The 14147-nt window shown below is 31.1% G+C and carries 11 protein-coding genes; 4 read left to right on the top strand and 7 right to left on the bottom strand.

The features are described from left to right. Nucleotides 1-26 precede the first annotated feature (26 nt). Complete coding sequence (locus KM029_RS24395; protein WP_144076411.1) at nt 27-1946, bottom strand: glycoside hydrolase family 71/99 protein; 1920 nt, start codon at nt 1944-1946, stop codon at nt 27-29. Between the two features lie 344 nt (nt 1947-2290). On the opposite strand from KM029_RS24395, the gene KM029_RS24390 reads away from it, so the two are divergent. Continuing rightward, the gene (locus tag KM029_RS24390) at nt 2291-3130 is read left to right on the top strand and encodes an alpha/beta hydrolase (RefSeq protein ID WP_144076410.1); all 840 of its coding nucleotides are present in this window, start codon (nt 2291-2293) and stop codon (nt 3128-3130) included. Between the two features lie 72 nt (nt 3131-3202). Here the strand turns inward: KM029_RS24390 and KM029_RS24385 are convergent, their stop codons facing one another. From KM029_RS24385 to KM029_RS24370, 4 genes are all read right to left on the bottom strand, one after another. Further along, complete coding sequence (locus tag KM029_RS24385) at nt 3203-4135, bottom strand: SDR family NAD(P)-dependent oxidoreductase (RefSeq protein WP_144076409.1); 933 nt, start codon at nt 4133-4135, stop codon at nt 3203-3205. Between the two features lie 10 nt (nt 4136-4145). Beyond that, nucleotides 4146-4706, bottom strand: coding sequence for an SRPBCC family protein (locus KM029_RS24380; RefSeq protein ID WP_144076408.1), 561 nt, complete (start codon nt 4704-4706; stop codon nt 4146-4148). Nucleotides 4707-4802: 96 nt separating this feature from the next. Then, nucleotides 4803-5633 (bottom strand): AraC family transcriptional regulator, encoded by an 831-nt coding sequence (locus KM029_RS24375; RefSeq protein ID WP_144076407.1) that lies wholly within the window; start codon nt 5631-5633, stop codon nt 4803-4805. Between the two features lie 139 nt (nt 5634-5772). Beyond that, nucleotides 5773-6084 carry a hypothetical protein gene (locus KM029_RS24370; protein ID WP_144076406.1) on the bottom strand — a complete coding sequence of 104 codons (312 nt, stop codon included), beginning with the start codon at nt 6082-6084 and terminating at the stop codon, nt 5773-5775. An 80-nt stretch (nt 6085-6164) separates the two neighbouring features. Here KM029_RS24370 and KM029_RS24365 point away from each other — a divergent pair, with 80 nt between their 5' ends. After that, nucleotides 6165-7139 (top strand): oxidoreductase family protein, encoded by a 975-nt coding sequence (locus tag KM029_RS24365; RefSeq protein WP_144076405.1) that lies wholly within the window; start codon nt 6165-6167, stop codon nt 7137-7139. Nucleotides 7140-7225: 86 nt separating this feature from the next. Here KM029_RS24365 and KM029_RS24360 read toward each other — a convergent pair whose 3' ends face one another. Together KM029_RS24360 and KM029_RS24355 are read right to left on the bottom strand one after the other, a co-directional pair. Next, the gene (locus tag KM029_RS24360; protein WP_144076404.1) at nt 7226-8554 is read right to left on the bottom strand and encodes a T9SS type A sorting domain-containing protein; all 1329 of its coding nucleotides are present in this window, start codon (nt 8552-8554) and stop codon (nt 7226-7228) included. Between the two features lie 268 nt (nt 8555-8822). Further along, nucleotides 8823-10115 (bottom strand): T9SS type A sorting domain-containing protein, encoded by a 1293-nt coding sequence (locus KM029_RS24355; protein ID WP_144076403.1) that lies wholly within the window; start codon nt 10113-10115, stop codon nt 8823-8825. Nucleotides 10116-10248: 133 nt separating this feature from the next. Between KM029_RS24355 and KM029_RS24350 the strand changes: the two genes are divergently transcribed. Together KM029_RS24350 and KM029_RS24345 are read left to right on the top strand one after the other, a co-directional pair. Beyond that, the gene (locus KM029_RS24350; RefSeq protein ID WP_144076402.1) at nt 10249-11088 is read left to right on the top strand and encodes a 3'(2'),5'-bisphosphate nucleotidase CysQ family protein; all 840 of its coding nucleotides are present in this window, start codon (nt 10249-10251) and stop codon (nt 11086-11088) included. A 375-nt stretch (nt 11089-11463) separates the two neighbouring features. Next, complete coding sequence (locus tag KM029_RS24345; protein ID WP_144076401.1) at nt 11464-14028, top strand: TonB-dependent receptor; 2565 nt, start codon at nt 11464-11466, stop codon at nt 14026-14028. Nucleotides 14029-14147 lie beyond the last annotated feature (119 nt).

Here is a 14147-nt window from a genome sequence, read left to right as displayed (position 1 = left end):
TTTGATTTTAATGTGAGGGCGTGTATTTATCTTAATGATTGAGTAGCCTCTAAGATATTATACCCTTTCAGAACTCCGTTTCCTTCATCTTCTAAAGATAAGATACCTTGATTATTTTTAGCACTTTCTTCTAATTCCAACCATATATTATAATCCATTCCAGAAAGAATATTCTTAATCTGAAGTTTATATTTCTTGTAATTCTTTTCCTTTGTTGCAATATATTTTCCAGAATCATGTCCGTAACTTAACATCGCTTCTAGGTTATTATAAAAACATTCTCCAGCAGCTAACTTCCATTCAAGTTGTTGTGTTCCTGAGATCAAGAATCGTTTTCTCATTTTTTGCATTTCTACATCAAGAATTAAATTTTGAAATAAGCTAGCATAAGATCTATCAAAATTTGTAAATATATATGTTAAGTAATCTGTTTTATCAGAACTTAAAGCAATTTCTTTAGGGGTATCATAAGCAATAATTGTTTCTCTATCTCTTTTAACTTCTATTGATACATTTCCTTTTTCTTTTTTGATATAAAATGCATGTAATCCAGCAGGTGCAAACCCTAAATATGTATTATTACAATACACTTCTGCTTCTGTTTTTAATAACGTAACAACTTCTATGCTATCAAGAGCTTCTCTTTTATGGAATTTATTGATTAAAAATACATCAACCCCTTTATTTTTATGTAAATCTAAAATATCGTTACTCTTGTAAGATGTAATTACTAACTCTTCATCAATTGGGTTTGGATTTCCTTTCCAAACATTTTTATAATATTTCAACAGTAAACCTAATCCATAACCATGATGTAATTCTGGAGCAAAATGAGAACCATCATCAAAATAATTCCATGAATCAATAAATATCATATCTGCATTATGCTCTACAGATTTCCCCATCATAGTTCTAAATGTTGAAGTAAGTTTATGGTTATTTGCTTTTACAAATGCATCTCCTACTTCTGTTGATTTTGCAATACTAGATCCTTCTGTAAGTTTTGCTTTATCGGTTCTTCTAAACATTTGTACACCTTGTTGGTCTGCAAAGGCACATTGTATGTATGCTCTTCCTCTGTTTTTACAAACTTTTCTAATTGCTTCAACTCCTTTTTTATAAGACTGAATTCCTTTTAAACTATATACAGCTGGGAAATAGTCAAGAATTAAATTTGTAAGGTGGTTATTTGCTAATGCACTACTTTGGTATACAAAAGCTAAATCATCAGGCATACCATCTTTTAAATACGCATATTGTTCAGCAACCCTTTTCATTAAATCTGGGTTATTCACAAAATTTTTAGAGTAATTTTTACTTAATCCCTCATCAATAACTTTTTGCGTTCCTTTAGTAAAAATTATTATTTTATCGTTACCGGTTCTCAACCATTTATCAGACAAATCTGCAAGAGTTATAATTTCAGTTAAACTGCTCTTTGTCTTAGATAAAAGCTCATCTGCAGAAATAGATGCTTTTCTATCCATTACAATTGTAAGAGAGAACTTAAAATCTATTTCTCTTTCTTCTGCAACCTTAATATAAGTAGTTATAATTTTTTTAAATCTACGAAGGTAAAAATCATTATTCAGCGGTCTGAATTCAAATTTAAAACCATCTATCCCCATTAATTTTGCAGCTTTCATTTCATACGCAAAAGCATCTTCTGTTTCCATAGGGTTACTCATTACAGAAACCTGAGGTACTGCAGTTCTGTACTTTCCATTAAGCTCATCTTCGTTTAAACCAAATGTTGTTTCATAACGCATTCCTTTAAGGTAAGCATAGTCTCCACTATAATTAAAATAAGGGTGTGCTAAAGCCATTACCACTTTTTCTGGAAAGAATTGTTTACCTGTTATTTCTATTTCATTTTGTGCAGAAACTTGGAATAACAAAATGAAATAAATAGTTGCTGTGGTAGATAGTAGTTTAAAAATGTTCATAGTCAATAATAAGTGTGTGATAATTAAAATAGTAAATTCTCTAATTCAATTATCTTGAATAAAATTGATAAAAAACACTCTCAGACCACTTTTAAAGAGGTTATGGACTCACAGAAACGTATAATTTACCAACAGAATACATTTTATTATTTCACAACGACCTGGCTAACTAAATAAAATTACAACTTTCTTCTTCAGCATAGAAAAACAAATTATAACTTTAGCAGTGAAATAATTTTACAAGATTGTAAACTTCTTAAATAGAATAGCAGCACTATTTTATTTGTATTTAATTTATTATGATGAGCAGACACTTTTACTTTTTTGCAGTAAACCTTTTTTTAATGACAGGATTAATTGCATCTGGACAAAATCAAATTAATCTACCTTTCACTCCAGCAGATCATATAGAATGGAAAGGAGAAGAAAGGGCTTTCTTTTATAAGAACTGGCAAACTGATGTTATTACAAATATTTCTATTCCATCAATTGAGGTTTATCAACCCAAAAAACCAAATGGAACTGCTGTAATTATTGCTCCTGGTGGAGGATTGATGGCAAACAGTATAGAGTCTGAAGGTAGATTAGTTGCTAAATGGCTAAATAAAAAAGGAATTACTGCATTTGTGCTTAAATATAGATTAACTCCCACTTCTAAAGAATCAGTTGATGAAGTAGATAGATATTCAAAAGAAGATCCTGTTTTATTTTCTCAACTTATTAATCAAGTACTTCCTTATTCAATTAGAGATGCTTTTGAGGCAATTCTTTATGTAAGGCAAAATGCTGAGAAATTTAATATAAATACAAATAAAGTTGGCTTCATGGGATTTTCTGCTGGGGGTGCTGTGGCAATGGGTACTAGTTATTACTATAATAATGAAAACAGACCTGATTTTATTGTAAATGTTTACCCTTGGACAGAAGTTATGCCTATAAGGTTTCCAAGAAACGATGCACCTCCAATGCTAGTAGTTTGTGCTCAAAATGATCCGCTAAATTTGGCAATGGGTGCTAACAACTTATACAATAGTTGGGTAAATAATGGACATAAGGCAGCCCTTATTATGTTTAGTAAAGGTGGACATGGATTTGGAATGAGAAAACTAGGTTTAGCATCTGACAATTGGATAAACCAGTTTTATGACTGGGCAATTGATGAAAATTTTGTAATCGAGAAATAAGGAAATTTATGAAAAATCAATCAAACTAACAGTACAACCTGAAGTTTGATTGATTTTTTGATTACTCTATATTTAAGCTACCTGTTCTGCAATTTGTAAGAATGCTTTTCTAAACGCGTGGTTAGACAACCCTGCATTCATTGGTTTTTGATCTACTAAATTACCCAAAGTTTTACCTTCAGGAGCACCAATAAGGTCTCCGGTTTTTCCATATTTACCATCCAAACATTCTACATATTTCATGGCTGCCTCTTTTGGTCCTTGAGCCATTCCAAAAAGTTTCATCATCGGGAACCCAACTTTTTCAAACATGAACCTTTTAATTGGCGGAACATTTACTAAACCGTTAGTACCTGCTGTAAGACCTGGTGAAAACCAAACGTATTCGTGATTCAAATCTCTTTCTGCTAATTCTTGAATTAATAGCCCACTCATAAATTTAGAGATACCTAAAGCATCTATATCTTTGTACTTTCCTTTCCCATTAAAAACTGCTCCTATTAAATCATCTACAGAGTCATATTCTGGTTTTGCAATCATTCCTTCAATACCACGTGCACCTTCGCCACCTGCAAAAACAATTCTTCCACCAGTTGCAATCAGATCTTGTTGCAGTAATGCTTTTAATGTTATATATGAACCCATTACATTCTGATAAATTGTTTTTTCGATTCTATTTCCATTAGTATTTTCAATAAACTGATAATCATTTGAGACGACCATTCCTCCAGCTTGAAAAAATACAATATCAAACTTTTCATTTTTTGGTAATTCTGAGACTGCTAATACAATAGCCTCTTTATTTTGCATATCAAAACCACCTTTTGCTTCTAATTTATAATGAGAATTTAAAAGTGCTTTCGTTCTATCTGCCTTTTCTTGCGTTCTACAAGCTAATACAATTCTTTTAGCTCCTTTTTCTAGTAAAATTTTTACTGTTTCAATGCCAATACCACCATTAGCTCCAGTAATTAGAATAGACGAGTTTTTAATTTTAGATTTCATAGTAAAAGTATTAATATAGTTTTTTGATTTGTTTAAAATTATCAGGGTTCACTTCTTCACCAGTTAAGGCGTAATGCTGAATAGAAAGAGCATAATCTTCAATTCCTCTTTTAAATTTTCCTTTTGCCAGTTTTCCTAAAAAAGCAGGATTTGTTCTGTATACCATGGTTAAAGAAATTGATGTTGTGCTATCATTTACAGCATCTAAATTATACAACATATAACTTTGAGTGGTATCTATCGGAAGCCCATTAACAGCTAGAATTTCTGCTTTAAACGAGTATTCCTCCTCATTATATTCAGTCATTCGTTCTTTTGTATATTTTTTCCCATTTGAAGAAAAACTACATAGACGTTCACATCCTTCACCACTCATTGGTGTTCCTTTTATGTAATGAGATGCTGTAAGTTTTGGATGCGATTTAGCGATATCAGCATAATTTACACCTACAATTGTCCAAACAGAATCGATTGGAACCTCTACAGTTCGATTAACAGTAAATGATTGTGTTTGAGCAAATAGACTCGTAGATAGTGCAATAGTGATTGCTAAAGTTAGAATTGCTTTCATCTTGTATTGTTTTTTTGGTACAATACAAATATCTACTCTTTACTTAGCAGACTGTGGTAGTTATGGGTCAAGTATTAGAATTATTGGTCCAATTGGTTATTTTCTAAGTTCCGATGGTGATGAGTTATAATACTTTTTATACGATTTTGAAAAATAGCTCACATCACTAAACCCACAATCATATGCTACTTCTGATATTGTGAGGTTTGTTGTTTTTAATAAAGTTTGTGCTTTATCTAATCTTTTAGATGTTATGTACTTATTAGGAGATGTTCCATATACTGTTTGGAATTTTCTTTTAAAAGAAGAAGTGCTTAATGAACAAAGAAATGCCAGATCTTCAATATTCAAATCTTCAAAAATATTTTTTGCAATTGTTTCTTTAAACTCATATTCCTTTGCTGTAAAAAGGTTACCAAAAATATTCTTTGTTTCTCCAGAGTTGTCGGTATTGATAAGTATTGAAATTAATTCTTTTATTTTGATAGTTACAATATCTTCAGAAAACAACTCATTATTATCAATATAAAGCTGAAGAGAATTGTAATAAGAAGCTATTAATGGATGATCTTCTACTTTCACTAAAGATTGATTATACTTCTTATCTCCTTCTATAAACCAATGGGGCAAATCGTTATTATATAAAAATTGCAATAAAGCAGCTGTCAATTGAAAAACTATAACAATTGTATTTTCATCAACTCCATTTTCTTGCCATGTATTAATAAAATTGTCTGTTTTCATAATAAGTGTATCACCCTTAGTTAACTTGATATCTTTATTAGCGGAATACAGGTGGGAATTTCCATTCACTACATGAATAATTCTTGCCTCATCTAACAATTCGTCAGTAATTTTTTTAGGAGGAAGAAACTCAGTCTTACCAAGTACAATCCAATCTTTAATCGCAAATTTTTCTAACTTCATTTTTTGATAACTATCTTCTAGACTTGATTAAAAGATAAAACAAACTATTCTTTTTATTTAGGTATTAAGTAATTTATGTCCTGTTTTCATAACTCGAAATTAACATCAAAAACGACAAAAATGTAGGAATATTTTATAACTATGCATTCCCTAATGTAACTTCTATTAAATCTAAAGCCATTTGTTTTGGGTCTTCTTTAGATAAATCTCTTAATTTCAATTCCCCTCTAAAATAATCACCTCCATCTTCTAAAAAACCCTGTCCTTTAGGAGTGAAAACAGGAAAGTTATCTGGTGTAGAAACCTCGTACCTTCCATTTTCTGCAATTGTAAAAGTTGTTGTTACTTGAAAATAAAAAGCCTGAGTACGACTGTACATATTCTTTAAGGCATTTGTAATATTTGTAAGTTGTTCATTTAGAACATATTCTTTTAATTCTTGCTTTGTCATGTTTTCTATTTTTTATAAAGGTACATCAAAGACCTTATTAGAGCAAAAAATGTATCTTTGCCAAAAAAACATTCGCAAATATGAATCAGCATTTTAAGGATATCATTTTAAAATCAACAGGTGCTTCATCTTTAGAAGAAGTAGAAGTTATCCAAAGTCTATGGAGTGGGTACGGTAGTATCATTCGTTATAGTTTAAAAGGTGGTTCTTATTCATGTGTTGTTGTTAAACATGTTCAATACCCAGACGATACTAAGCACCCCAGAGGATGGAATACAAGTCTCTCTCATGAGAGAAAATTAAAATCGTATAAAGTTGAGACATCATGGTATCAGAACTTCAGTTTACTATGTGATGATTCTTGCCGAATTCCTAAATGCTTTGCATTAGAAACTCATAATGATGAAGTACTTATTGTACTTGAAGATTTAGACAGTAGTGGTTTTCCAAAAAGGTTGAATCAAGTTGGTTGGAATGAAATAACCTGTTGTTTAGAATGGTTAGCTAATTTTCATGCTTCTTTTATGGGAACCAAGCCAACAAACTTGTGGGAAATTGGTACTTATTGGCATTTAGCTACTCGCCCAGATGAATTAAAAGAATTAGACGATAAACGACTCAAGAGTATAGCAAGTAAGTTAGATGAAACATTAAATAATGCAAAGTACATAACACTTGTTCATGGAGATGCTAAATTGGCTAACTTTTGTTTTTCTATTGATGGTAAAAAGGTAGCCGCAGTAGACTTCCAATATGTGGGTGGAGGCTGTGGAATGAAAGATGTTGCTTACTTTATAGGTAGTTGCTTAAACGAAGAGGAATGTGAGCAATATGAAAATAAATTACTATCTATTTATTTTAATGCTTTAAGAAAAGGTCTTAAAAAACACAACCCATCTTTAGATTTCAATGATGTTGAAAAAGAATGGAGAGCACTGTTCCCTATTGCATGGACAGACTTCCATAGGTTTCTAAAAGGTTGGAGTCCGGGACATTGGAAAATAAATAGTTACTCAGAAAAAATGGCTCAAGAAGTTATAGAAATACTGAAGTAACATAAATATAAAAGCAATTAATAATGATATTATTAAACATATTATCACTATTAATTGCTCTTATAAAGTATACACTTATCTACAATTTACATTTTGTGAAAACGAACCATTTGAGTTCTTGTCTTAAAAATATAAACACCTTGTTTTAACGAGGATATATTTAAAGTAATTTCGCTATTGGCTTTGCTAGAAGAAGTCACTAAATCTGTAACATCATGGCCAGAAGCACTAAATACTTTAAAAGTATTTCCCGTAAAATCATTTTCTGATGAAAGTACTTGTACATTGTTATTCGCTGGTACTGGATAGGCCTTTAATGCTAATGTTGCAACCACTTCTCTAATTACAGCTACCGCAGAAAAGTATTCGAAGTTTCTATCAAAGTCTACTTGTAATAAACGGTAATAACTAACTCCATCTAAAGGTACTTTGTCAGAAAAAGAGTAATTTAATAAAACATTAGAATTTCCTGCACCTTCTACTCTAGCTATATCTTTCCAATTTCGGCCATCACTAGATCGTTCAATAATAAAATGAGAGTTATTTTCTTCTGATGCTGTTACCCATTCAATTAAAACATCATTTTCTTGTTGTGTTACCACGAATGAAGTTAACTCAATAGGAAGGTCTACACCAATACTATTAGTACCACAAACATAAACATCATTGCTATGAAAAGAATAACCATCTATTGCTGCAATAGCATCCTTTACATCATTAAATTCACTTCCATTAAATGTCACTGAAGACCCTCCTGCACAACCATCTGATGTTGTAAAAGATTGATTTTCTACATATGCATTAGAATCATCACCTTCACTTTTAATTATAATATTATCAGCAATTGTTTCACCACCTCCAGTCAAAGTAGCTCCATGTATTTCAACTTTATCAGATACATTCCCGCCATCTATAGTACCAAAATTATTTATTGTACCATGATAATGGAGTTTAGTAGTTACTGTAAGAGTTGCATCTGAATAATTATTAAAAGTAGAAGCATTAGGAACATGCTTATCTTCAAACTTTTCAGCTGTGATCTGCCCATAATTATTAATTATAGTACCTGTATGTACTTCAGCTTTCAGTTCGTTCGCAAGTAAAACTCCGTAATTTGTGATATATGCATTATCGGCATCTAATTTAATTTTAGTAGATGATGCATCCAAAGTACTCCCTAAAGCTACTATTATTGATCCTGTTGATTTAAACTCCGCTGATAAAACTACAGTACAATTACAATCTATAGTAATTTCATTAGATATTTCTGGAGCTGAATTTGAGCTCCAATTAGCTCCATCACTCCAATTTGAACCATCGCCATTTCCTGTCCAAGAAATATCGGTTGCGTTTAGGTTATTAAATACTAAAATAAAAAAAGCAAAGCAAAGGGTAAATGTTTTCGATTGTGTCATATAATTTATTAAAATGAAGTAGGTTATTTATATTTATTAACACAAATATATATTCTAAAAATTATATGAACATAATTTATTCCTAAAAAATTCAAATTATACACTAATTCAACCAAACATTAACATAATAACATGCATTAGTACAATAAAATTGGAATAAAAAATAAATTAATCCGTTACATCAAATACAATAAACATATAAAATATAAGTATAATCCTATTTAAAACATAACTCATAACACCAACCATCTAATTTTAACTGTTTAGATCATTCTTTTAATACCCTAATAGTCTGATTTAAATATTTACAGATATATATTCCTTTAGGTAAAAAGGATATGTTGAGAGAAATTATATCTTCTGACGAGGGTGTTATAATAATTTGAGTTGTAACTATTTTTCCATTTAATGTATATAAATTAACTCTGTTTTTTAAAAATCCAATCTGGTTTGATTTAATATACACAAAATTTTGAGTTGGAATTGGATACGCTATAATGTTGAAGTCTTCTACAAAATCAAATTTAATAGATTTAGCAGAAAAGTATTCGAAGTTTCTATCAAAGTCTACTTGTAATAAACGGTAATAACTAACACCATCTAAAGGTGCTTTGTCAGAAAAAGAATAATTTAATAAAACATTAGAATTTCCAGCGCCCTCTACTCTAGCTATATCTTTCCAATTTCGGCCATCACTAGATCGTTCAATAATAAAATGAGAGTTATTTTCCTCTGATGCTGTTACCCATTCTATAATAACTTGTGCACTACTTTTCCTAACAGAAAACGAATGTAGTTCTATTGGTAGAGCAACATCATTATTATTAAATCCGCAGACATACACATTATCATCATTAACTGTTACTCCTGCTGGTAGTGAATTATTAAAATCTTCAAAAGATTCGTCATTAAAAGTCACACTGGTACCGGTACAACCATCACTGGTAGTGATTACTTGATTTGCTAAAATTGCACCTCTACTATCTTCATCAGACATATCAAAAGTTTGTGTTTGAATGGTACCTCCACCTTTAACATAACCTCCATGAATTTTCATTTTTGTATCAACTTCTAACAGCCCATAATTTTTTAATAAACCATCTAAATGAAATTCTCCAGAAACTTTAATTACACCCGCACTCCAATTTGTAATTATACTTGTATGATCTTTTCCTCCATGAATCCTTGTTGCAGAAATTTCACCAGAATTATAGATTTCAATATTTGAAACATCAGATTTAAATTCTGCAATAGCTGTAATAATTCCTCCATTTCTAAATTCAGTTCCTTCACTTGTAATCGATAGCTTTTTATTATTCATATTAATTGTTGTACCTGATTTTACTTTTAAATAGCTATTTATTGTAAGATCTGAGGTTACATCAATCTCACAATTACAATCAATAGTAATATTATCAGTACTGTTTGGTACTCCTCCGTCCCAATTTGATGCAGTATTCCAATTTCCATCCACACCATCTGCTCCTATCCAAGTGATATCAGCGGAAAAACACAAAAGCACAGAATTAAGGAATAACAATAGAGTAAAATAAGCTTTCATAAAAATAGAGTAGTTAGTTGCTAAAAGCTTGAATATATTTATACTTTTAACCTTTGAAAAACACTTTATGAAATAGCGATACGAATTGAAAATATAGTGTTATCATTTGATCTATAACTTAAAATTTGAAGAAATGAGCATAAATTTTATCGATTTGTGTTACTCTATAAAAGAGTGTACAATAAAGGCGGCATTGCTAATACAGAACTACCCAAAGGAGAAACTGAAGGTAGAAAATAAAAATACTGGAGAAAATTTAGCCTCTCAAGTTGTTACAGAGGTAGATAGACTTAGCCAAGAACTTATTTTAAACGAATTAAAAACGGAAATTAAAAAATATGATCTAGGAATACTTACTGAAGAAAGTGCAGATGATAATAGCCGATTTAATAAAGATTATTTTTTATGTATTGATCCAATAGATGGTACACTTCCGTTTATAGAACAAACTTCGGGTTACAGTATTTCAATTGCATTAGTTGATAAAAAAGGTATTCCGCAAATTGGTGTAATTTATGATTTAGTAGAAAACAACCTTTATCACGCTATTAAAGATGATGGAGTTTTTAAAAATGATATTCCTTTTCAGTTGAACAGACAAAATCATTTTACTTTAGTGTTTGATAGAAGTTTCCTTGAGCATCCTAGGTTTATGGAAATTAAAAACGATTTTATCAAAAAATATGGGAATAACCTTCAAATTATTAGTCATGGCGGAGCAGCTATGAATGCTATCTGGGTGTTAGAGAATGCTCCTAGTTGTTATTTCAAATTTCCAAAGAAAGTAAATGGTGGTGGAAGCATTTGGGATTATGCTGCATCATGCTGTCTATTTATAACGTTAAATTTAATAGCAACTGATAGTTATGGTCAGCCTATCCAACTAAATCAAAAAAACACTTTCATGAACGCAAAAGGTATTCATTATTCTACTGAATCTGATACTTTAAAAATAACAGAAAAGTTTATTTAGTACTTTACTATCAATACCAAAAAGGTATTAATGCTGTAAAATGATAAAAACAGTGGATTTTTAAATCCTTAAATTACACTTTACAAAGTAGAAAAGAAGACAAAGTTACTTTAAATATTTATATTTCTACCGTCTCTTAATATTTATTAATAAGTATATAAAATACACCTCTTAATTAACATTAAATCACCTTAAAGGTTAATTATTTTAACAGAATTATCTCAAAAAATGTAAAGGTTTCATATTTAAGTATTAAAATAATACAATTAAATCAAACAACTTTAAAAGGAAACAATTAGTTAACATTAGATCATTTGTTTTGTACCTGAATTACGATCAAACCTAATTAAAATTTATCAATTAATTAATAGCTTAATGCTTACAAAACAATTTTCATTCGTAGCGGTACTAATGTGCCTTCTAACAGGATCAACTTTTGCACAATCAATTATCAAAGGTACCTTGTTAGATGCTTCTACAGAAGAGCCTATTATTGGAGCCAATGTTTCTATAGAAGGAACAACAACTGGTGCAATAACAGACTTTGATGGAAACTTCTCTTTTGAGTCCAAGGAAACTGGAAACAAAGTAGTTCAGATCTCATTCGTTGGAATGAAGTCAATTAAAACAGATGTTACTTTAGATGGTTCAACTATTAATTTAGGTGAAGTATCTATGGAATCTGACGCTATTGGTTTACAGGAAGTAGAAGTTATGGCTTCTATTGCTGTTGACCGTAAAACTCCTGTTGCTGCTGCAACAATTTCTGCAGAAGATATCGAAACTAAAGTAGGTAACCAAGAGTTTCCTCAAGTACTAAAGTCAACACCTGGTATTTATGTATCTGGAGCTGGTGGTGGATTTGGTGACTCACGTATCTCTTTACGTGGTTTCGATTCTGAGAATGTTGCCGTTATGATTAACGGTGTACCTGTTAATGATATGGAGAATGGTAAAGTTTACTGGTCTAACTGGGCTGGTTTAAATGATGTTACCAAAACAATGCAAGTACAAAGAGGTCTTGGGGCTTCTAAGTTAGCTGTTCCATCTGTTGGTGGTACAATTAACATTATTACTAAAGCAACTGATGCTGAAAAAGGTGGTAATGTATTTATGGGTATTGGTAATGACGGTTACTTAAAAACTGGATTATCTTTATCAACTGGTTTAATGGATAACGGTTGGGCTGTTTCTACTTCATTATCTAAAACTACTGGTAATGGTTATGTAGACGGAACATCTTTTGAAGGATATTCTTACTTCCTTAACATTGCAAAACAAATTAATGATAAACATACTTTATCATTCACAACATTTGGTGCTCCACAAACTCACGGACAAAGAAGAACATACTTGAAAGAAGAAGATTACGACAAGTATGGTAAAAGATATAACGCAGATTGGGGTTACAAAAACGGACAGGAGTTTAACACAAATGAAAACTTCTATCATAAGCCTCAAATGTCGCTTAACTGGTATTGGACAATTAGTGATAGAACAGATTTAGCAACTACTGCTTATGTTTCTGTTGGTAAAGGTGGTGGAACTGGCATTACATCAAACGCTGCATATAACGACCGTTTAAATGTAAATGACCATAGAACTTATGAAGGTATTATAGATTATGATAGCTTTATTGCTGCTAACCAACAACAATTTGATGCAACAAACGGTGAAAACTCTAGTGTGTACTATGCATCAAACAATAACCACTTATGGACAGGTGCAGTATCTACTTTAACACATAAGATCAATGATGCTTGGACTTTAACAGGTGGTCTTGACTTACGTTACTATAAAGGTGAACACTACCAAACTGTAGAAGACTTGATGGGTAATCCTTATTATGTAGATAACTCTAACAAATCTGTTGGTTCACAGCAATTAGGTGTGGGTGATAAGATGGGTTATTATAACGATGGTATTGTACAATGGCAAGGGTTATTTGGTCAGATTGAATACTCTAAAAATGATTTAACGTGGTTCTTATCTGCTGCTGGTTCTCATCAAGCATACAAACGTATTGATTATTTTAACTATAGCGATGGTCCGAATGAAACTGATTGGCAAAGCTTTTTTGGTGGTTCTGTAAAAACAGGTGCTAACTATAACATCGATGAACACCATAATGTATTTGCTAACGCAGGATATATTTCTCGTCAGCCATTTATGAATGCTGTATTCCTTAACTACAAAAACGATATCAATACGCAAGCAACAAATGAAAAAATTGCTTCTGGTGAAATTGGATATGGTTACAGAACAAGAGGGTTTAAAGTAAATGTTAACGGTTATTACACTTATTGGCAAGACAAAGCGTTTACCAAAACAGTTTTTGATGAAGATGGACAATCTTACTCTGCAAACTTATTAGGAGTTGATGCCTTACACAAAGGTATAGAAGTAGATTTTGCTTGGCAACCAACAAGAAAATTAACTGTTACTGGTATGGCCTCTATAGGTGATTGGAAATGGCTAAACAATTTAGAAAATGTTATAATCTATGATGATCAACAACGTCCAGTAGATGAAGTAAATGTATATATGGAAGGTGCTGAAGTTGGTAATTCTGCACAAACTACAGCTGCTATTGGTGTTACTTATGAAGTATTACCAAAGTTAAAATTAATGGGTGACTGGAATTACTATGGTCAATTATATGCTGATTATGATGTAACAAAATTAGATGATCCTGCTTACAATAATACAAGCATGTACCAATTACCAAACTACAACTTATTTGATGTTGGTGCATCTTATGCTTTTGCAATGGCTGGTTTTAACGGTTTAGTTAACTTTAAAGTAAATAATGTATTTGATACTGATTATGCTGTTCAAGGTCAGCAAGGTGGTTTGAACGAAACAGGACAAACTACACTAAATGGGTATTACATGGGTGTTGGTAGAACATATTCTATCGGATTAAAAATGAGCTTCTAGTTCATATCAACCTATAAATCAGCGGTGTACTATTCTAAGAATGGTACACCGCTTTTTTGTGCAATTATAAATTTCACACTTGAATTTATCTAATTAAAGCATAGCACTTTTTTAATATT

Source organism: Flammeovirga kamogawensis, assembly GCF_018736065.1.
GTDB lineage: Bacteria > Bacteroidota > Bacteroidia > Cytophagales > Flammeovirgaceae > Flammeovirga > Flammeovirga kamogawensis.
This window is presented reverse-complemented; position numbering and strand designations above follow the sequence as displayed.